General features: G+C 64.1%; 22 protein-coding genes and 1 riboswitch. Of the genes, 7 read left to right on the forward strand and 15 right to left on the reverse strand.

Features of this window, described 5'->3' with window-relative positions; genetic code table 11:
* The first annotated feature begins 13 nt into the window (after window positions 1-13).
* Together ACT53T_RS10435 and ACT53T_RS10440 are read left to right on the forward strand one after the other, a co-directional pair.
* Entirely contained in the window at window positions 14-631 is a 618-nt protein-coding gene (locus ACT53T_RS10435; protein ID WP_476161167.1) for a Uma2 family endonuclease, read from the forward strand.
* Between the two features lie 4 nt (window positions 632-635).
* Entirely contained in the window at window positions 636-1,007 is a 372-nt protein-coding gene (locus ACT53T_RS10440; protein ID WP_400765817.1) for a DUF983 domain-containing protein, read from the forward strand.
* 9 nt (window positions 1,008-1,016) lie between these two features.
* Here the strand turns inward: ACT53T_RS10440 and ACT53T_RS10445 are convergent, their stop codons facing one another.
* From ACT53T_RS10445 to xoxF5, 4 genes are all read right to left on the reverse strand, one after another.
* Window positions 1,017-1,571, reverse strand: a complete 555-nt coding sequence (locus ACT53T_RS10445) for a PQQ-dependent catabolism-associated CXXCW motif protein (RefSeq protein WP_476161133.1) — start codon at window positions 1,569-1,571, stop codon at window positions 1,017-1,019.
* Complete coding sequence (locus ACT53T_RS10450; RefSeq protein WP_476161134.1) at window positions 1,568-2,464, reverse strand: substrate-binding domain-containing protein; 897 nt, start codon at window positions 2,462-2,464, stop codon at window positions 1,568-1,570. Before ACT53T_RS10450 ends, ACT53T_RS10445 begins: the two co-directional genes overlap by 4 nt.
* 62 nt (window positions 2,465-2,526) lie before the next feature.
* Window positions 2,527-3,006 carry a c-type cytochrome, methanol metabolism-related gene (locus tag ACT53T_RS10455; protein ID WP_026191627.1) on the reverse strand — a complete coding sequence of 160 codons (480 nt, stop codon included), beginning with the start codon at window positions 3,004-3,006 and terminating at the stop codon, window positions 2,527-2,529.
* A gap of 134 nt (window positions 3,007-3,140) precedes the next feature.
* Complete coding sequence (xoxF5, locus tag ACT53T_RS10460) at window positions 3,141-4,973, reverse strand: lanthanide-dependent methanol dehydrogenase XoxF5 (protein ID WP_400765812.1); 1,833 nt, start codon at window positions 4,971-4,973, stop codon at window positions 3,141-3,143.
* A 313-nt stretch (window positions 4,974-5,286) separates the two neighbouring features.
* Here xoxF5 and ACT53T_RS10465 point away from each other — a divergent pair, with 313 nt between their 5' ends.
* Together ACT53T_RS10465 and ACT53T_RS10470 are read left to right on the forward strand one after the other, a co-directional pair.
* The gene (locus tag ACT53T_RS10465; RefSeq protein ID WP_476161135.1) at window positions 5,287-6,210 is read left to right on the forward strand and encodes a quinoprotein relay system zinc metallohydrolase 2; all 924 of its coding nucleotides are present in this window, start codon (window positions 5,287-5,289) and stop codon (window positions 6,208-6,210) included.
* 140 nt (window positions 6,211-6,350) lie between these two features.
* Window positions 6,351-7,112: a quinoprotein dehydrogenase-associated SoxYZ-like carrier gene (locus ACT53T_RS10470; RefSeq protein ID WP_476161168.1), complete on the forward strand. Its 762-nt coding sequence runs from the start codon at window positions 6,351-6,353 to the stop codon at window positions 7,110-7,112.
* Here the strand turns inward: ACT53T_RS10470 and ACT53T_RS10475 are convergent.
* The 6 genes from ACT53T_RS10475 to ACT53T_RS10500 all read right to left on the reverse strand — a co-directional run bounded on the left by ACT53T_RS10475 (window position 7,078) and on the right by ACT53T_RS10500 (window position 10,630).
* Window positions 7,078-7,725, reverse strand: a complete 648-nt coding sequence (locus tag ACT53T_RS10475; protein ID WP_476161136.1) for a thiamine phosphate synthase — start codon at window positions 7,723-7,725, stop codon at window positions 7,078-7,080. The genes ACT53T_RS10470 and ACT53T_RS10475 overlap by 35 nt on opposite strands.
* Entirely contained in the window at window positions 7,722-8,516 is a 795-nt protein-coding gene (locus ACT53T_RS10480; RefSeq protein ID WP_476161137.1) for a thiazole synthase, read from the reverse strand. The genes ACT53T_RS10475 and ACT53T_RS10480 overlap by 4 nt, the downstream gene beginning before the upstream one ends.
* A 44-nt stretch (window positions 8,517-8,560) precedes the next feature.
* On the reverse strand, window positions 8,561-8,785 hold the full coding sequence (locus tag ACT53T_RS10485; RefSeq protein WP_161912621.1) for an integrase: 225 nt from the start codon (window positions 8,783-8,785) through the stop codon (window positions 8,561-8,563).
* Between the two features lie 53 nt (window positions 8,786-8,838).
* Window positions 8,839-8,988 (reverse strand): sulfur carrier protein ThiS, encoded by a 150-nt coding sequence (gene thiS / locus ACT53T_RS10490; protein ID WP_018267780.1) that lies wholly within the window; start codon window positions 8,986-8,988, stop codon window positions 8,839-8,841.
* On the reverse strand, window positions 8,957-10,018 hold the full coding sequence (locus tag ACT53T_RS10495; protein WP_476161138.1) for an FAD-dependent oxidoreductase: 1,062 nt from the start codon (window positions 10,016-10,018) through the stop codon (window positions 8,957-8,959). The genes thiS and ACT53T_RS10495 overlap by 32 nt, the downstream gene beginning before the upstream one ends.
* A 27-nt stretch (window positions 10,019-10,045) precedes the next feature.
* Window positions 10,046-10,189, reverse strand: a riboswitch (TPP riboswitch).
* A 153-nt stretch (window positions 10,190-10,342) separates the two neighbouring features.
* Window positions 10,343-10,630: a BolA family protein gene (locus tag ACT53T_RS10500; RefSeq protein ID WP_476161139.1), complete on the reverse strand. Its 288-nt coding sequence runs from the start codon at window positions 10,628-10,630 to the stop codon at window positions 10,343-10,345.
* A gap of 105 nt (window positions 10,631-10,735) precedes the next feature.
* Between ACT53T_RS10500 and ACT53T_RS10505 the strand changes: the two genes are divergently transcribed.
* Both ACT53T_RS10505 and cobS read left to right on the forward strand, forming a co-directional pair.
* Window positions 10,736-11,344, forward strand: a complete 609-nt coding sequence (locus tag ACT53T_RS10505) for a J domain-containing protein (RefSeq protein ID WP_018267776.1) — start codon at window positions 10,736-10,738, stop codon at window positions 11,342-11,344.
* Between the two features lie 66 nt (window positions 11,345-11,410).
* Window positions 11,411-12,409, forward strand: a complete 999-nt coding sequence (gene cobS, locus ACT53T_RS10510) for a cobaltochelatase subunit CobS (RefSeq protein ID WP_018267775.1) — start codon at window positions 11,411-11,413, stop codon at window positions 12,407-12,409.
* A 118-nt stretch (window positions 12,410-12,527) separates the two neighbouring features.
* Here the strand turns inward: cobS and trmD are convergent, their stop codons facing one another.
* Window positions 12,528-13,223 (reverse strand): tRNA (guanosine(37)-N1)-methyltransferase TrmD, encoded by a 696-nt coding sequence (trmD, locus tag ACT53T_RS10515; protein WP_476161140.1) that lies wholly within the window; start codon window positions 13,221-13,223, stop codon window positions 12,528-12,530.
* Between the two features lie 136 nt (window positions 13,224-13,359).
* Between trmD and ACT53T_RS10520 the strand changes: the two genes are divergently transcribed.
* Window positions 13,360-13,686 carry a DUF1905 domain-containing protein gene (locus ACT53T_RS10520; RefSeq protein WP_476161141.1) on the forward strand — a complete coding sequence of 109 codons (327 nt, stop codon included), beginning with the start codon at window positions 13,360-13,362 and terminating at the stop codon, window positions 13,684-13,686.
* Here ACT53T_RS10520 and rimM read toward each other — a convergent pair.
* From rimM to ACT53T_RS10540, 4 genes are all read right to left on the reverse strand, one after another.
* Window positions 13,669-14,202 carry a ribosome maturation factor RimM gene (gene rimM / locus ACT53T_RS10525; RefSeq protein ID WP_476161142.1) on the reverse strand — a complete coding sequence of 178 codons (534 nt, stop codon included), beginning with the start codon at window positions 14,200-14,202 and terminating at the stop codon, window positions 13,669-13,671. The genes ACT53T_RS10520 and rimM overlap by 18 nt on opposite strands.
* Before the next feature lie 148 nt (window positions 14,203-14,350).
* Window positions 14,351-14,701: a 30S ribosomal protein S16 gene (gene rpsP / locus ACT53T_RS10530; protein ID WP_018267770.1), complete on the reverse strand. Its 351-nt coding sequence runs from the start codon at window positions 14,699-14,701 to the stop codon at window positions 14,351-14,353.
* Between the two features lie 85 nt (window positions 14,702-14,786).
* Window positions 14,787-16,328, reverse strand: a complete 1,542-nt coding sequence (ffh, locus tag ACT53T_RS10535) for a signal recognition particle protein (RefSeq protein WP_476161143.1) — start codon at window positions 16,326-16,328, stop codon at window positions 14,787-14,789.
* Between the two features lie 964 nt (window positions 16,329-17,292).
* Window positions 17,293-19,008, reverse strand: coding sequence for a hypothetical protein (locus ACT53T_RS10540; RefSeq protein ID WP_476161144.1), 1,716 nt, complete (start codon window positions 19,006-19,008; stop codon window positions 17,293-17,295).
* Window positions 19,009-19,193 lie beyond the last annotated feature (185 nt).

Genomic DNA, 19,193 nt, shown 5'->3' on the forward strand with positions numbered 1-19,193 from the left:
TATATTGCGCCGCATGAACCCGCATCTGCGCCCGATCGGCCTTCCGCTCGAGACTCAGGCCGCCGAGGGACTCCCCCGGCGCTGCTGGAGCGTGGCGGAAATCGAGGAAATGCTCCGCGCCGGCATCATCGATGACGACGAGCGGTTCGAGCTGATCGGCGGGGAGGTCGTGCCTATGTCGCCCAAGGGGGCCCGACACGAATGGGTGAAGATCGCGGTCAATCGTTTCTTGCAGCGCGCGGCTCCGCCGCATTTGGAAGTCGCCCAGGAGACCACGCTGCGCCTCGACGCGCGCACTTTCGTCGAGCCGGATTTCTGCGTTTTTCCCCGCGATCTGCCGCTCTCCGCTCTCGATGGGCCGGCGGTGCTTTTGGCGATCGAGATCGCCGATTCGAGCCTCGCCTATGACAAGGGCCGCAAGATCGGCGTCTATGCGGCGTTCGGCGTGCGCGAGGTGTGGGTCGTCGACGCCGTTCGGGCCGTGACCTTCGTTCATCGCCGGCTGGGCGCAGCGGGCTATGCCGAGATCGTCGAGCTCGCCGGCGCCGCGCGCCTCGAGCCCATGCTCGCGCCCGAGCTCGCCTTCAGCCTCGCCGAGCTCGGCGTGACGCCCGGCACGGAAAAGCAGTGATCCCATGACGCCGACGACGATCGCCCGCCCCTCGACGACCACTGCGCTGTTGCGCGGCTTTTTGCGCAAATGTCCGCGCTGCGGGACTGGCGCGCTCTTCGACGGCTATCTGAAGCGCGCCGACGCCTGCCCGCATTGCGCGGAGAGCTTCATCGGCGTCGACGCCGACGATGGCCCGGCCTGGCTCACCATCGGCGTCGTCGCCCATATCATCGTTCCGCTGCTGATCTTTCTGGAGACGCGCGCAACGCTGTCCTATGGCGCGGAGGCGGCGCTGGTGCTGTCCGCGACCATCGTCTCGACGCTTTTGCTGCTGCCTCTCTGCAAGGGCTTTTTCATCGCAGCTGTGTGGTCGCTGTCGAAGAAGACGGACTGACCGGCCAGTTCAGCGCTCGTCGCGCGGCTCGGGCTCGCGCGGCTCCAGAGGATGGCCGGCGGCCGCCCAGCCATCCGTTCCCTGCGAGAACCAGGACACGTCGGAATAACCGAGCGCCAATGCGCGCTTGGCGGCGTTCCAGGACATCCAGCAATTGGCGAGGCAGTAGAAAACCAGCGGACGGCTCTTGTCCCGAGCGCTCGCGCGCGCGAGGCCGCTTTCGAAATAGCGGAGCGAGGCCTCCGGCAATTCGCCATAGCCGGTCTCGGGAAGCCAGACGCTGCCCGGAATGTCGAAACGCGGCTTGTCGCGCCAGACGGCGTCGGGCGGCAGGCCGGCGGGCCTCGGAGGGCGCGGCAGGACATCGACGAAGGCGGCGGACTTGTCGCGCCATAGGGCGAAGGCCTGCTGCGCGTCGATCACGCGCGCGCCGCGCAGAGTGGCGGGCACGGCGGCGCGAAAATCAGAGAGCCGATAGCCCTCCGGCTCGGGAACGGTCTCGGCGACGGCGGGCGCCGAGACCAGAATTGCGAGGCCGAGCGCGAGGCCGAGCCAGCGCCTCATGGCGTGGACGCGGTGGGCGCCGGCGTGATCGGCGCGTCGGATTCGTCGATCAGCGGCACGCCGAAATCGGCGAGCAATCTGTCGATCTCGCCCTGATTCTGCGCGATGAGCCGATTGAGCTCGCGCTTCCACTCCTGATCGGAATGGCGAACCCCCATGGCGATACGGAAGCTCATGCGCGCGCCCTTGTCCCCGGTGAGCAGGGCCAGCTTCAGCCGACCGCCGGACTTTTTCGCATGATAGCCGGCGAAAGGCCCCCAGAGAATAGCGACGTCGATCGCGCCATTCTCGAGATCATGGATCATATCGGCGCCGGGCGCATCGACGCGCGTGTCGACGACCAGCGGATAGGGCTTCACCGCCGCGAGCAGCCGATAGCGGGCCAGGAGATTGCCCGGCGGCGTGTTGGCGACGAGGCCGATGCGCTTATTCTGCGCGAGGCGCGGATCGGCGAGAGAGGTCAGCCCCTCGAGATCGGAGCCGGCGCGATAGACCGCCGCATAGGAGGTCCGATAATAGGGATTGGTGGGCTGAACGAGATCGTCGCCCTGCGGCATTCCCATCACCACATCGCATAAATGCGCATTGAGCGTGTTGCGGATGAAGCCGGTCGCGCCCGGATAATAGGAATAGGCGATATCCTTGCCGAGCTTCTTGGCCAGAAGCTCCGCGAGCTTGTTCTCGAAGCCTTCTCCGGCGCTGTTGGAGAAGGGAAGATTGCTGGGATCGGCGCAGACGCGCAGAACCTTGGGGTCGATCAGCTCGATCGAGCCGCGCGCGTCGTCGACGCCCCCTTGGGGACGGGCGACGAGGCCCGGCGATTGCGCATGCGCCAGGGCCGTCGCGAGCAGGCCCGCGACGGCGACCAGAGAAAAAGCGAGACGACGCGACATGACGAGCCCTCGGCCGGTTCCGCCGCCAGCCGGCGCGCGAAGCCTCGACTGACGCGCGATCACTATTTGGCGCTCATGCACTTCGCTTCGGCCTCGGCGAAAGCCGGGGGCTTCTCCGCCTTCTTCTCCGGGCGGCCGCGGCCGACCGCCTCGGTCGAACGGGCGCGGAGATAGATATAGAGGTCGTCGATATAGCACATGGCGTTCTTGTTCTCGGCGAAAGCCGGCATGACGCTGTCATTGCCCGCCTGCTTGTTCTCGCGACCGCCGACGACAATGCCGTAGAACTCCTCGTAATTGAAGTTCTTGACCGAATTCTTCAGCGCCGGCGCATAGGTCGAGCCTTCGGCGTTGGGGCCGTGGCAGACGTGGCATTCGGCGTGATAGCGGCGATAGCCGGAGAAGGTGTACCAATCGACCGTGCCGTCCGCCTGCACCTTATAGGTCGGCTTGCCCTGCGCGTCGAACCACTTGCCGTCCACTTCCTTGACAGCAGTCGGGTCTCCCGGCGCTTCGGCGCGCGCGGTCGTTCCAACACCCATGAAGACGCTCAGGGCAAGGGCCCCGACGAGCGGCAGTCTCATTACTCCATCCTCCAGCAGTTTCCATCCACACAAACAAGGCGCTCGGCGCGCGCCAGGAGCGTACGCCGAGCGCTGATCTTTTTATTGGCCTATCAGTTCGCCGGAGCGACGATCGGCAGAGCGTAGTCGGGCAGCGAGAAGACGGTCAGCACGCCGCCGAGAGCGGTGTAGTCGGACAGCGCCTTATAGCCGCCGACCGCGCCGAGGCCTTCATTGCTCTTGGACAGGCCGGCCGCGAGACCGATGCCGGCCCAACCGCCGACGCCGGACAGAACCGCGACATACTGCTTGCCCTTGTGCTCATAGGTGATCACATTGCCGATGATGCCCGACGGAGTCTTGTACTTGTAGAGCTCCTTGCCGGTCTTGACGTCGACGGCCTTCAGATAGCCCTCGAGCGTGCCGTAGAAGGCGAGACCGCCGGCCGTGGTGACCGTGCCGGACCAGACCGAGAACTGCTCCTTGTTGGACCAGACGATCTTGCCGACGCGGGCGTCCCAAGCGATGAAATTGCCCATGTTGGATTCGCCGGGCGGCGGGAACATTTCCAGCGTCGCGCCGACATAGGGCTGACCCGCCGTGTAGCTGACGCGGAAGGGCTCATAGTCCATGCAGACGTGGTTGGTCGGCACATAGAACAGGCCGGTGTCCGGGTTGAAGGACGCGGGCTGCATGTCCTTGGAGCCGAGAGCCGCCGGGCAGACGCCCTTGGTGTTGACGTCCTCGCCGTTCTGCTGCGTCGAATATTTCGAGACGACGAGCGGACGGCCATAGGTCGGCGAGTTCTTGTCCTGATCGACCTTGGACGCCCAGTTGACGGCCGGGTCGTACTTCTCGGCGACGAGCAGCTCGCCGGTGACGCGATCGAGCGTGTAGCCGAAGCCGTTACGATCGAAGTGCACGGCGGTCTTGCGCGGCTGACCATTGATGGTCTGATCGGCGAGGATCACCTCGTTGATGCCGTCATAGTCCCACTCGTCATGGGGGGTCATCTGATAGACCCATTTGGCGACGCCGGTGTTGAGATCGCGCGCCCACAGGGTCATGGACCAGCGATTGTCGCCCGGACGCTGCGACGGGTTCCAGGTGGAGGGGTTGCCGGAGCCGTAGTAGATGAGGTTCAGCTCGGGGTCATAGGAATACCAGCCCCAGGTGGTGCCGCCGCCGATCTGCCACTGATCGCCTTCCCAGGTCTTCAGAGACGAATCCTTGCCGACCGGCTTGCCGAGGAAGGTGGTCTTCTCGGGGTCGAGCAGCACCTCGGAGTCCGGGCCTTCCGAATAGCCGCGCCAAGCGAGGCTGCCGTCCTTGATGTTATAAGCGGTGATGCTGCCGCGCACGCCGAACTCGCCGCCGGCGATGCCGACGAGGACCTTGTCCTTGAAGACGTGCGGAGCCGCGGTGGAGGTGGCGCCCTTGGACGGATCGCCGTTCTTCACCGACCAGACGAGCTTGCCGGTCTTGGCGTCGAGAGCGACGAGGGTGGTGTCGGCCTGGGCCAGGAAGATCTTGCCGTCGCCATAGGCGAGGCCGCGATTCACCGTGTCGCAGCACATGACCGGAACGACGCTCGGATCCTGCTTGGGCTCATACTTCCAGAGGATCTTGCCTTCGTTGTTGAGATCGAGGGCGTAGACGATGTTGGGGAACGGCGTATGAAGATACATCACGTCGCCGAGAACGAGCGGCGCGCCTTCGTGGCCGCGCAGCACGCCGGTCGAGAAGCTCCAAGCGGGAGCCAGCTTGCCGACGTTCTCGGTGGTGATCTGCTTCAGCTTGGAATGACGCAGATTGGCGTAGTCGCCGGTCGGCGAAACCCAATCCTTCGGATTCTTCTGGAGATCGAGCAGCTCGTCGGCGCTCGCCACGCCGGCCCCGAGCAGCGCGAGGATCCCCACCGAAGTCGACAACAACAGCTTATGCATGAGCTTTTCCTCCTGACGACATCACCGTGCAAAAGGCCCGGCCACGCCGCCGACATCGCGCCTTTCCGACGCCCTAGGCTTTGGGAAGCCGTTTCCCCGTTTTTTTGCCACGGCGATCAGGCGGAAACGCCGCGCCCGCAGCCCCGCCCGTACCTCCGTCGAGATGCTCTCCGGTTCCCGGCCGGAAAGCCTCTTTTAGGTCGGAAACGGCGGGATAATATGTCGCACAGAATTGAAGCGCAATCCCCAAATCCCATTCCCGAGTTTCCTGATTTCGCGCGTGAAACTGGCGAAAAACGAGGCTGAAAAACCAATGCTGCAACGCACTATTCTAGCGCTCGCCATCACGTGTCTCTGCCTCGTCGCCAGCGGCGCGAAAAGCTTCGAGCTGACGGAGATCGCGCCCGGAGTATTCGTTCATCAGGGGGTGACCGCCTTGATGTCCCGCGACAACGCTGGCGGCATCGCCAATCTCGGCGCCATTGTCGGCGCGGAGGCGGTCGCCGTCATCGACACGGGCGGCAGCCGCGCGGAGGGCGAGGCCTTCCTCGCTGCATTGCAGCAGCGCACGACCAAGCCGATCCGCTATGTCATCGACACCCATGTCCATCCCGATCATATTTTCGGGAATATTGCCTTTCGAGACACGGGAGCGGTCTTCGTCGGGCACAAGAATCTCGCCCGCGCCATGGCGACGCGCGGCCCGCATTATCTCTCGTCTTTCCGCGAGGCGATGGGCGCCCTGCTCGACGATGTGATTCTGGTTCCGCCGACCCTCGCCGTCGAGCGCGAGACGATTCTCGATCTCGGCGGCCGCGCGATCACGCTGAGAGCCTGGCGCACCGCCCATAGCGATTCCGATCTCACCGTGCTCGACCCGCAGAGCGGCACGCTCTTTACCGGCGATCTCTTGTTTCTGCAGCATGTGCCGATCGTCGACGGCAGCCTTTTGGGCTTTCTGTCCGTCATAGAGGAGTTGCGAAAGATCGAGGCGGTCCGCGTCGTGCCGGGCCATGGGCCGGCGGTCGCCCCCTGGCCGCAGGCGCTGGAGGCGCAAAAGGCCTATTTCGACCATCTCACCCGCGATTTGCGCGCCGACATCGCCAAAGGCGAGACGCTCGCGCGCGCGGTCACGACCGCCGGCCGCGGCGAAAAGCCCAATTGGCTGCTGTTCGAGGATTATCACACGCGCAACGCCACGGCCGGCTTCGCCGAGCTGGAATGGGAGGCCCCTTGAGCCGGCCGCGCTCACAGCGCTATGCTTCGACAGATACCGGAGGAAGGCAGATGAGCCCTTGGACCGCGAGCCTTCAGGCCCGCAAATCGCCGAATGAGAGCGAGCCCCGCGGCTCACGGTCCCTCCCGCGCTCCCTCGCAATGGCGGCGGCGCTCTGCCTTTCGGCCGGCGCGGCGCTGGCCCAGGAGCAGAAGATCGATCCGTGGCCGGGCCTCGTCACCGATATTTTCCACGACCGCGCGATCACGTCGCATGAGGGCGTGGTGGCGCTGGAGGCGCCGAAGCGGGCCGAGGACGCCGCCATCGTGCCGATGACCATCTCGCTGCTCGAGCCCGGCCTGCGCGCGGCGACGCTGGTCATCGACGAGAATCCGATGCCCATGGCGGCGGCCTTCTCCTTCGGCGAGGGCGCCGGCGTCGCGAAGATCGAGACGCGCGTGCGCGTGAACTCGTACACCAATGTGCATGTCGTCGGCCAAACGGGCGATGGCGCGCTGCATTCGGTGGTGAAATTCGTGAAGGCCTCGGGCGGCTGCTCGGCTCCGGCGATCAAGGATCAGGACGAGGCCTCCGCCAATCTCGGCAAGATGAAATATCGCGAGCTCCCGAGCGACAATCCCGCGCTGCGCGAGGCGCAGATCATGATCCGCCATCCCAATAATTCGGGATTGCAGATGGACCCGCTCACCCGCGCCTATATTCCCGCTCACTATGTCGACAAGGTGGAAGTGCGTCAGGGCGATGCGCTGATCTTCTCCATGGAGGGCGGAATTTCCCTGTCCGAGGATCCGAGCTTTCGCTTCGCCTACAGGCCCAATGGCGCCAAGGTGATGCGCGTCGAGGCGCGTGACAATCAGGGCAATGTGTTCAAAGGGGAGTGGCCGATCGGCGGGGCGTCGTGACTCGCTTTTCGTCCGTCGCCTCCACCCACTCGCGGGCGCGCGCCTCCGGCTCCGCGGCGCGCAATATATCGGTGACGACGCAGGCGCTGTCCGCCCCCGCCGCCAGCGCCGCGCGGGCGCGCTCCGGCGTCAGCCCGCCGATGGCGACGAGCGGAATCGCGCCGATGCGGCGTTTCCAGGCGCCGATCTTCTCGAGCCCCTGCGGGGCGAAGGCCATTTGCTTCAGCAAAGTCGGATAGATCGGCCCCAGCGCGACATAATCGGGAGCGAGCGCCAGCGCCCGCTCCAGCTCCGCCGCGTCATGCGTGCTGACGCCGACCCTTATCCCATGGGCGCGGATCGCGGCGATATCGGCCGTGTCGAGATCGCTCTGGCCGAGATGCACGAAATCGCAGGAAAGCTCGATGGCGAGCCGCCAATAATCATTGACGACGAGCTGCGCGCCATGGGCGGCGCAAAGGTCGCGAGCGCGGGCGATCTCCGCGCGCAGCGCCGCCTCCTCACGATCCTTGACGCGCAATTGCACGAGCCGCACGCCGCAAGGCAGCAGACGCGGCAGCCAATCGGCGGAATCGACGATGAGATAAAACGGGTCGAGCAAAATCGCGCTCATGCCTCGAATCCATCGCCGAAGGCGCGGCCGAGCACGGGCGTCGAGGGCGCCGCCATGTCGCGCGGCTCCATCAGACCGGAGAGATAGGCCGCCCGGCCCGCCTCTATGGCGAGCGAGAAAGCCCGCGCCATAACGACCGGGTCGCCGGCGCGCGCCACCGCCGTGTTGAGCAGAGCGGCGTCGAAGCCGAGCTCCATGACCGCCGCCGCCTGCGAGGGCGCGCCGAGGCCGGCGTCCACGATCAGCGGCGTGTCGGGAAAATGCGCGCGCAACGCCCGGAGGCCGAAGAGATTGTTGATCCCGCGGCCGGAGCCGATCGGCGCCGCCCAGGGCATCAGCACACGGCAGCCGGCGTCCAGCAGCCGCTCCGCGACGACCAGATCCTCTGTCGTATAGGGAAAGACGCAAAAGCCGTCGTCGCTGAGGATGCGCGCCGCCTCCACCAGGCCGAAGACGTCCGGCTGCAGCGTGTCCTCCTCGCCGATGACCTCGAGCTTGATCCAATTGGTTCCGAACAGCTCGCGCGCCATTTGCGCGGTGGCGACGGCCTCCTTGGCCGTGCGGCAGCCGGCGGTGTTGGGCAGCACGCGCACGCCCAGCTCGCGAATGAGCCGCCAAAAGCTCTCGCCCGCGCGCGAGCCTCCCGCCTCCCGCCGCAGCGAGACGGTGACGACCTCCGCCCCCGCCGCGCGGATCGCCTCGGCGAGTATCGCGGGCGAAGGATAGCGCGCCGTGCCGAGCAGGAAGCGGGAGGATAGGACCTCGCCATAGAGGAGGAGAGACGCAGTCATCGCATTCGGCTCGTTCGGGGCTCGACCGGAAACCGCATCGGCCATCAGTGCAGGAACAGCTTTCCGAGCACCAGAAGCGTGAGCGTGATGTTGGTCGCGAGCATCCATTTCACGGTGTTGAACTCGCCCTTCAGCAAGGCGAACTCATGCTGAACGTCGCTGTTCTTCGAGTCGAAATTAGCGACGACTTCCGCAGCCTTGCGCGCTTTCTCCTCGCTCGCGCCGGCTTCTCGAAGGGCGTCGTAGATTTCCGTGACGATCGTGCTCATGGGCCGACCCTAACATGGAGTTCATCGCCGAGGTAGCAAGTTCGGCGCTTCCCTCACCCTCCCTGCCGCGGCGTGACGATCTCGATCGTATCGTCCTCGACCAGCAGCGTCTCGCCGCGATCCTTGCTGCGCACGAATTCCTGGTTCACCGCCGTGGCGATGGTCTGCTCGCTAAAGCCCAATTCCTCGATGAGGCGCTCCAATGTCGGCGCCTCGACCTCGAGCGTCTGCCCATTCACCCTGATTCGCATTCATGACCTCCGGGAACATCTCGCCCGTGAAGAGGAAGCGCGCGACACGGCGCGCCAGCGCCGGCGCCAGAAGAAATCCATGCCGATAGAGCCCGTTCACATAGAGCGTCCGGCCCTGGCGCGAAATGCGCGGCAGATTGTCCGGGAAGGCGGGGCGCACATCCGAGCCCGTCTCGACGATCTCCGCCTCGGCGAAAGCGGGATGAATGGCGAAGGCCGAATTGACCAGCTCGACGATGGAGCGCGCGGTGACGCGGGAGCGCTCCTCATTCTCGATCATCGTCGCGCCGACCATGAACACGCCGTGCCCGCGCGGCACCACATAGACCGGATGGCGCGGATGCAGCATGCGGACGGGACGGGACAATTCGATCTCGTCGCTGTGCAGCACGAGCATCTCGCCCTTGACGCCGCGCAGTTCCGCCAGCTCGCCGCGCGCGGCGAAGCCGCGGCAATCGACGATCCAATCCGCCCGCGGGACAGAATCGGCGCAGAGCCGGATGCGGACATTGTCCATTGTCTGCAAACATTCGAACAGCGCCGCCATCGCCGCGCGCGGCTCGAGATGCGCCTCCTGCGAAAAATGGAGCCCGGCCGAGAATCGCCCGGCGAGCGCCGGCTCCAGCGCCGCGAGGCCATCGGCGTCCAGCCGCTCGAAACAGCGGGTGCGGCGGGAGAATTCGGTCAGCTCGGCGCGGTCGCGCGGCGGCGCGACGACGAGGCTGCCGGCGATTTTCGCGACGGGAATGTCCTTGGTCCAGAAGGCGAGCGCCTCCTCGCCGAGCGTCGCGACGATGGGCTCGGCGCTCTCCAATTCACACCAGGGCGCGATCATGCCGCCGGCGAAATGCGAGCAGCCGCGGCCCGGCCCCGCCGCTCTCTCCACCAGCTCGACCTCGACGCCGAAGGGCGCGCCGGCGCGAGCGATCTCGAAAGCCGCGGTCAGGCCGGCGACGCCGGCGCCGATCACGCCGATCAGCATCGATACGGCCCGACAGGGCCGAGGAATATCAGGAGCATGCGGCCTCCCTACGCCAGCGCGAACTGGATCAGGTTCGAAGGGTCGCCGAGCCGCTGTCTCCAGCCATCCGGCCTCTCAGCCTCTTGCCGCGCGCCGCAGCGCGCAGGCGGCGAGGCTCCCCTGGGCGAAACCGAGATTCGCGCAGGAGGGGCCGCGCGTCAAGCGGAGCCGCTACGGCTTTGCAAAAGGAGGCCGACCGTCGTCATTGCGAGCGAAGCGAAGCAGTCCAGAGCCCTGGGACGGCCCCTGGATCGCTGCGTCGCTGCGCTCCTCGCGATGACATAGCTACTCCTGCGGCGCGCGCGCCGTGATCGCCAGCGCGTGGACGCGGGTCGCCAGCTCCTCGGCGAGCAGCGCGTTCACGATGCGATGGCGCTCCACCAGCTTCTTGCCGGCGAAAGCCTCGCTCACCACCTCTATGCGAAAATGGCTCTCGCCGTCCTGATGATGGCCGCCGTGCCCGGCGTGCTTGTCGGACTCGTCGATCACCTTCAAGGTGACGGGCGCGAGCCCTTCGGTCAGCTTCGAACGGATGCGGGCCTGGACGGCGCCGATATTGCCTTGCTCGGCCATAGTGGAATCCTCCTCGTCGCCCCACTCCAAGCAAAATTCCCGCCGATCGAAATTGGCGACGGGTTCCGCTTGCAGCCTGCGGCCAGTCTACCATAATGCAGCGCCATGGATTTGAATTCGCCCCTCTTCGATCGTATCCGCGTGAAGCCCGAGCAGAGGCAGGAGCGCCGCGAGACTCGTTTTCGCTGCGACGCGCCCGGCTGCGAGGCCGAGGGAGCCCATCGCGCGCCCATGGGACGGCTGCGCGAGGGGCAATATTTCTGCTTCTGCCTTGAGCACGTGCGGGAATATAATAATTCATATAATTACTTCAACGGAATGAGCGACGAGGACGTCGCCCGTTACCTGAAGGACGACGCCACCACCGGCCATCGCCCCACCTGGTCCATGGGCGTGAAGCGCGGCCAGGCCTCCTTTCGCGAGGACCCGCTGCGGCCCGAGAATTTCGCCGATCCCATGGGCCTCTACCGGCAGAGGGCGCATCGCGCCCGGCCGCAGGCGGAGGCGAGCCCGCGCTATTCGGCGGTGACGATCAAGGCGCTGAATGCGCTCGGATTGGATGAGACCGCCGGTGCGGAGGCGATAAAGACGCGCTATAAGGAGCTCGTCAAACGTCACCATCCCGACGCCAATGGCGGAGATCGCTCCTGCGAGGAAAGACTGCGGGAGATCATTCACGCATATAAGACGTTGCGGGCCGCCAAGCTCGTTTGAACAAGCGTTTGACCAGGCCTTGCCGGCGCGAATGTCGCGAGCGCGCGTCGGCGAAACGGAGGATCAATGTCAACCCCAAGCGACAAAGCGGCCGGGTCCGCGCCCCTGCCGGACCTCAAAGTCTCCGTGCGCCAGCTGTTCGGCATCGACTCCGATCTCGAGGTTCCCGCCTATTCCGAGCGGACCGAGCATGTCCCGGACAAGGATCCCGACTATCTCTTCGACCGCGAGACAACGCTCGCCATTCTCGCCGGTTTCGCCCGCAACCGCCGCGTGATGGTGACGGGCTATCACGGCACCGGCAAATCGACGCATATCGAGCAGGTGGCCGCGCGGCTCAACTGGCCCTGCGTGCGCGTCAATCTGGACAGCCATGTCTCGCGCATCGATCTCGTCGGCAAGGACGCGATCGTGCTGAAGGACGGCAAGCAGGTCACGGAGTTCCGCGACGGCATTCTGCCCTGGGCGCTCCAGCACAATATCGCGCTGTGCTTCGACGAATATGACGCCGGCCGCCCCGATGTGATGTTCGTCATTCAGCGCGTGCTTGAAGTCTCCGGCCGGCTGACGCTGCTCGATCAGAACCGCGTCATTCGTCCGCATCCCGCCTTCCGCCTCTTCGCCACCGCCAACACGGTCGGCCTCGGCGACACATCGGGCCTCTATCACGGCACGCAGCAGATCAATCAGGGCCAGATGGACCGCTGGTCCATCGTCTCGACGCTCAATTATCTGCCGCATGACGCCGAGACCAATATCGTGCTCGCCAAGGTGAAGAGCTTCAACGCCACCAAGGAAGGCCGCGACGCCATCAACAAGATGGTGCGCGTCGCCGATCTCTCGCGCAACGCCTTCATGTCCGGCGATCTCTCCACAGTGATGAGCCCGCGCACGGTCATCACCTGGGCGGAGAATTCCGAGATATTCGGCGATGTCGGCTTCGCCTTCCGGCTCACCTTCCTGAACAAATGCGACGAGCTCGAGCGTCCGCTCGTCGCCGAGTTCTACCAGCGCTGCTTCGGCAAGGAATTGCCCGAGAGCGCGGTGAATGTGGTGATGTCCTGAACCGCGCTTTTCCGTCATTGCGAGGAGCGTAGCGACGAAGCAATCCAGGGCCGCCCCACGGCTCTGGATTGCTTCGCTTCGCTCGCAATGACGGAAAAAGCGTCGCGCCTGATCGCGGTCAGCGCTTCTTTCCGTCCCGCGCCAGCAAATCCGGCCGCCGCACGCGCGTCAGCTCGAGCGCGCGCTCATGGCGCCATTTCGCGATCTTGGCGTGATCGCCGCACAGCAGAATATCTGGAATGGCGCGGCCCTCGAAATCGCGCGGCCGCGTATATTGCGGATATTCGAGCAGACCGCTCTCGAAGCTCTCCTCCTCGCCCGAGGCCGACTCGCCCATTATGCCCGGCAATAGCCGCACGCAGGCGTCGACGAGCGCCATGGCCGCGATCTCGCCGCCCGAAAGCACATAATCGCCGATCGAGACCTCCTCCAGCGCGCGCGCTTCGATGATGCGCTCGTCCACGCCCTCGAAGCGTCCGCAGAGGATGACGGCGCCCTCGCCTTCGACCAGCGCGCGCACGCGGCTCTGCGTCAGCGGCGCGCCGCGCGGGCTCATCACGAGGCGCGGTCGCGCATCGCCCTGCGGCGCGGCGGCGTTGATCGCCGCGGCGAGAACATCGGCGCGCATCACCATGCCAGGACCGCCGCCGGCAGGCGTGTCATCGACGGCGCGATGACGGCCGAGGCCGTGCTCGCGAATATTGCGCGCCTCCAGCGACCAGAGCCCGCGCGCAAGCCCGTCGCCCGCGAGCGACAGGCCGAGCGGGCCGGGGAACATTTCCGGGAAGAGTGTGAGGATCGTCGCGCGCCACATGGGCGGGTTATGGCATGGAGGCGCGGGACGGGAAAGGCGGCGCGCTTTCGCCCGCGGTTCTCAGGCGCTAAAGTTGGTCGGATTTTCCACTCGTGGCGCAGCCTCCGCGCTGAGGTTCGCGCAGGATTGAACGACAATGGATTTCTTGCAGCTCACCGTCACGGGAAAAATCTGGAGATATCCCGGAAAAGGCGGCTGGTTCTTCGTCTCGCTGAGCGAGGAGGATTCGCGCGCGCTGAAAGCGGAAACACGGATCGAGCGGACCGGCTATGGCTACGCGCCGGTCACGGCGACGCTCGGCGCCACCGTCTGGACGACGACATTGTTCCCCTCGAAGGAAGGCCCTTATCTGCTGGCGATCAAGGCCGATGTGCGCGCGAAGGAGCATGTCGGCGTCGGCGACGAGGTCATCGTCGATTGTCGCGTCCCGCTTTCGAAATCAGAGCTAGACATCTTCCCCTGACGGCGCGTCGCCTTCGATCTCGAGCGGCGGCTCCACCACCACGCGGCCGCCCGCGACATCGACGATCGGAACGACGGCTTTGGTGAAGGGGAAGAGCAGCGTCTCGCCGCCGGCGGGCGGGCGCACTTCCAACAGATCGCCCGCGCCGAAATTGCGCACGGCGATCACCACCCCGAGCGTGTCCCCGGCGGGCGTTTCCGCGCGCAGACCTTCGAGATCGGCGAGATAGAATTCGTCTTCCTCCGGCTCCGGCAGCGCCGCGCGCGGAAGATAGAGTTCGACGCCGGTGAGCGCCGTCGCCGCCTCGCGGTCGCGCACGCCCTCGAGACGCGCGACGAACATGTCCTTGCCCAGAGGCCGCAGCGAGGCGATGACGAAACGGCGCGCGCCGCTCGCGTCGAACAAGGGACCGTAAGTGGAGATCGCCGAAGGATCGGCGGTGAAGCTCTGCAGACGGATTTCGCCGCGCACGCCATGGGCGGCGCCAAGCCGGCCGAGCAGGACGGCGTTCTTCATGCGCGGACGAGAGCGAGCCCGAAGGCTCGCGGTCCAAGACACGCAGAGGACCGCGAGCCTTCAGGCTCGCATCGCGAAATCGGCGAAGCGCTCCAGAGGCCGCCGCGCGGCCCTAGGTCGCTTCGCTTCGCTCGCAAGGACGGCGTCATCAGGCCGAGGCGGCCTCGGCGGCGGCGGCCGCAGCGGCGGCGCGCTCCTGCGCCTTCTTCTTCGGCTGGGCCTTCTGCGGATTGCTGCGCGCCTCACGCTTGCCGACGCCGACGCTCTCGAGCAGGCGGGCGACGCGATCGGTCGCCTGCGCGCCCTTGGCGATCCACTCCTTCGCCTTCTCGGCGTCGAGCACTAGACGATCGGCGGCGTCCTTCGGCTTCAGCGGATCGAAAGTGCCGAGACGCTCGATAAAGCGGCCGTCGCGGGGCGAGCGCGAATCGGCGACGACGACGCGATAGAAGGGACGCTTCTTGGCGCCGCCGCGGGAGAGTCTGATCTTCAGGGACATTTGGTTCTTCCTTTGTGTGAGCGAGTAGCGAGTAGCGAGTAGCGAATAGAGAGAGCGAACTATTCGCTATTCGCTACTCGCTGTTTCATTTCTTCTTCCCGAACGGATTCAACCCGCTCAGGAAACCTCCGCCGCCGCCGAGGCCCGGAAGCGTCGGCTTGGCGGAGAATGCGGAAGCCGGCGGCGCAGCGGGAATGCTGGGGCCGGCGCCGGGCGGCAGGCCGCCGCCCATTTTCTTCTGCAATTGCGCGAGCTGCTCGGGCGAAGGCGCTTGCATTCCGCCCATGCCCATCATCTGCGCGGCCTTGGCCATCATGCCGCCGCCCTTGCCGCCGCCCATGGCTTTCATCATGTCGGCCATCTGGCGGTGCTGCTTCAGCAGCTTGTTGACCTCCTCCACCTTCGCGCCGGAGCCCGCTGCGATGCGGCGCTTGCGCGAGGCTTTGAGAATGTCGGGATTGCGCCGCTCCTTGGGCGTCATCGACAGAATGATGGCGCGTTGGCGCTTGAACATTTTGTCGTCGATGTTGGCGGAGGCGATCTGCTCCTTCATCTTGGCGACGCCGGGCAGCAGCCCCATTATGCCGCCGAAGCCGCCGACCTTCTCCATCATGGCGAGCTGATCGGCCAAATCCTGCAGATCGAACTTGCCCTTCGCCATGCGCTCGGCGGCGCGCTGCGCTTGTTCCTGATCGACGGCGGCGGCGGCTTTCTCCACCAGCGCGACGATATCGCCCATGCCGAGAATGCGATTGGCGATGCGCTGCGGCGAGAATTCGTCGAGCGCATCCATCTTCTCGCCGGTGGCGATCAGCTTGATCGGCTTGCCGGTGACGGCGCGCATGGAGAGCGCCGCGCCGCCGCGGCCATCGCCGTCGACGCGCGTCAGCACAATGCCGGTCAAGCCAACGCGATCGTCGAAATTCTTGGCGAGATTGACCGCGTCCTGACCGGTCAGCGCATCGACGACGAGCAATATCTCATGCGGCTTGGAGACGGCCTTGATCTGCGCCATCTCCTCCATCAGCGGCTCGTCGATATGCGTGCGGCCCGCAGTGTCGAGCATCACCACATCATAGCCTTCGCGCCGGGCGGTCTCCTCGGCGCGCTTGGCGATCTTCACCGGGTCCTGGCCGGGGACGATCGCCAGAGTGTCGACATTCACCTGCCGGCCGAGAATGGCGAGCTGCTCCTGCGCAGCGGGACGCTTCACGTCCAGCGAGGCCATCAGCACGCGCTTGCCATGACGCTCGGTCAGGCGCTTGGCGATTTTGGCGGTGGTGGTCGTCTTGCCGGCGCCCTGCAGGCCGACCAGCATGATGGCGACCGGCGGCGCGGCGTCGAGGTCGATCGGCTGCGCGGTGGAGCCCAGCGTCTCGACCAGCACGTCATTGACGATCTTGACGACCATCTGGCCGGGCGAGACCGACTTCACCACATTGGCGCCGACGGCCTTCGCCTGCACGCTGTCGGTGAATGTGCGCACGACATCGAGCGCGACATCCGCCTCGAGCAGAGCGCGGCGCACCTCGCGCAGAGCCTCGGCGACATCGGCCTCCGAAAGGGCGCCGCGCCGCGTGAGCTTGTCGAATATGCCGGAGAGCTTGTCGGAAAGGCCCTCGAACATGCGGTTCTCCCAGGGAGCGAGTAGCGAATAGGAAGTAGCGAGTAGAGCCGAAGCTCGATCTCTTCGCTACTGCCTATTCGCCACGCGCCCGTCCAAAGCAAAGCGCGCCCGGGGGCGCTCAGCGCTGCCGGACGTTGGCCCTACGCCTCTTGGGCGAATGGGCGGGTCATAGGTCATCTCTGACGAGATTGGCGCGTTTTTAGGCGCTGGAGGCCGGGAAGTCAACGCGGAGCGTGGCGGGCTTCACCCTCTCGCCCCTTCCCGATCGCCTTCGGCGCTCGACCTACCCCTCCTGGGCTATCGAATTCATCCATCGCGAAACTCTGCCGCCGTCCTGGCCGGGCTTGTCCCGGCCATCCACGCCAAGCAGCTGAGAAACAAAAGGAAGCGCCCGCCACCGGCGGAGCTTCGGCGTTGCTTCTACCACGCCTCGGCGCGCGCTGGCGTGGTTGGCCGGGACAAGCCCGGCCAGGACGCCGTGGGGCGACGGTTTCGGAATAGGATTATCATCCGCCCACGCCGATGCGCCCGGCGCCTCGCGGCGGCGGGGGAGGAGGGCGGCTCGGGACGCTCCGACCCCTTTCGGCCGCGGCGCGAAGAGATATTCGTGGTTTCGGAGCGTCCCGAAACGCGGCTTCGCCTTCTCGTCGACGTCCCGAGGCGCTTTCGGACCCGCGAATCCTGGGTTTTCACGTGCAAGACCCGATCGCTTCCGAATGCCTGGGATCACGGAACGGCTCTCGCCCTCCCTATGGACGGGAGAGAAACGCCGGCCCGGCGACGCGCCGCCTGTCCAGGGACGGGGGTCGCCGTCCCGGATGGAGCCGGCCCCCGCCCGCGTTCCACGACCCGAAGAACGCGCCCTTGCGTCAGCGGGAGCGAGGGGGATATAGGAATATTTTCAGGATACGTCAAGGGTCCGGCGGTGGGGGAGCTCGAAATGCCCTCAAAATCGCTAACGTGGCTATTTAACGTTAGCTCGGCCAACGACCTTGTTGAGCCTCCTCTGCTCGGCTCTACGGCGTTGTCTAGACATCTTTTCTTGCGCGGTGCTCGTCGTAAGAGCTGGATACTCTTGATCGGAAAACTGCGTTTCCGTCATCGTTCCCGGATTAAAGATGCCGAAATCCTCTCGTAGCTTTTCCGCATGCCTCATTGCATCTTCGGTCAGCGCATCCCTCGACATAACGAGCAAGTCCTCGGAGCCGCCCTCTCGCCCAGTGACGCTGTATGGCGCATCGAAAGCGATGCCGACCACAACGTCAACATCGCCATATCTTTTTAGAACATTCAAACAATATCCATTGAGGATCACTGTGCGTAACTTTCTATATTCCTCATACCCGACATCACCGCATACCTGATCGATATATGCAAGTATTAGTATAATATATGCAATTTTATCTCCCGTATGTCGATGATTAGAAAGTAATACCCTGGCGAATCTGTGCGCTTTCTGTTCCTCAGCCGACCGCATAGCTCCGATAAGGCCGCTCGCGAGAAATCTTCGAGTGAAACGATCCTCAAGAGCCATAATGCGTAGCGCCCTCTCAGCTAGTGACGCACTTGGCTCGATCCCAAGAATATTGACCGACGTTCCGGCAAGGACGTGCTCGGAAAAAATACCGATCAGCTTATCCCATGTGTATGAAACGCGATCGGCCATTTTTTTTGCGTGATACTCCGGTCTGCGTAGAAGAGCGGCGAAAAAGCCGCTTTCAACACCAAAGCTATCACCTTCTTTCCAACTACTTCCGTCTGGTTTACGGAAATGGTGAGCCCCTTCTTTGTCCTCCGACTGAAGGTATAACCCTAAAAGCTCTTCCTCTCCCGGAGCGATTAATAAATGCCTTGCTCTTATCATTTCTTCACGCATAATCAGATACCTTGTGAAGTCCGCGATTGTATCCAGCTCCGCCATTACCAAATCTATACTTATGCTATCAAAAACATGCACAAATGACTTTCCAGACGCCACGTCTCCAACCGCGAACGGCATAAATGATTCGTGGCTTGGTTCGTGATGAGCGCCGTCCAAAATCCTTGGATTTATTAATAATGTTCCGACTCCTCCAGAAAAATATTCCTTGCAGGCTTGCTCTGCTCCATTCGCAACCACAATGCCATGTATTCTTTGTGTCTCAACTTTCGGAAACTCTGCAGGAAGTCGCTGCTCACACTTTCTATCGACAAATATTCGATCAGGAAATCTCTTAATCCACCGCTCTGCGCCATGAATTTGTTTAGCAGAATTATCAATAGCTCTCCTATACCATCGAGGCCATGCAATATTTATATTGTCGCAACTTGGCCACTCAATCACCTTGTCACTGAATATAATGATATCATTTCCGCATACAACCAATAAATCACACAGCTCTTTGCCTTCAGTTCCTTCCTTTTTGTCGATATAGGTGTTTGGGTATGACCAAAGATTCAAGAATGTTCTGTCGCCCAACTTTGCAAGGTGCTTTTCTGATTCAGTTACTCCTTTTCCACGAAATATTTTCATCATACATCCGTCGCTTAGCGTTGCGTTATTCTTTGAAAACGTCGCCTGACTCACATTGAACCGCCGCACCAAGTCTGCCTGCGTCGCGGTTCCATTCGCAAGGGCGTCACGGCCTCCCTGGCGTACGGCGGCTGAGGTGACCGGGCAGGCCCCCAACCATGTGCGCATCCCGTGCTTTCGTGCGCGCTTGGCCTACGCTTCTGCGTGGGGATTAAGATCGCGGTCGAATTCGACCCAACTGCTCGCTGGGAGGATAGCGAAGCGGCCGTTTTTTGAAAATAGCTTTTGCGTAGCGGGGACCCGAAGAAGACCGGGAGGGATCGATCTCGACGGAAACCGCCTGTTGCGCTCTG

The organism is Methylosinus sp. DMC45, from assembly GCF_056313885.1.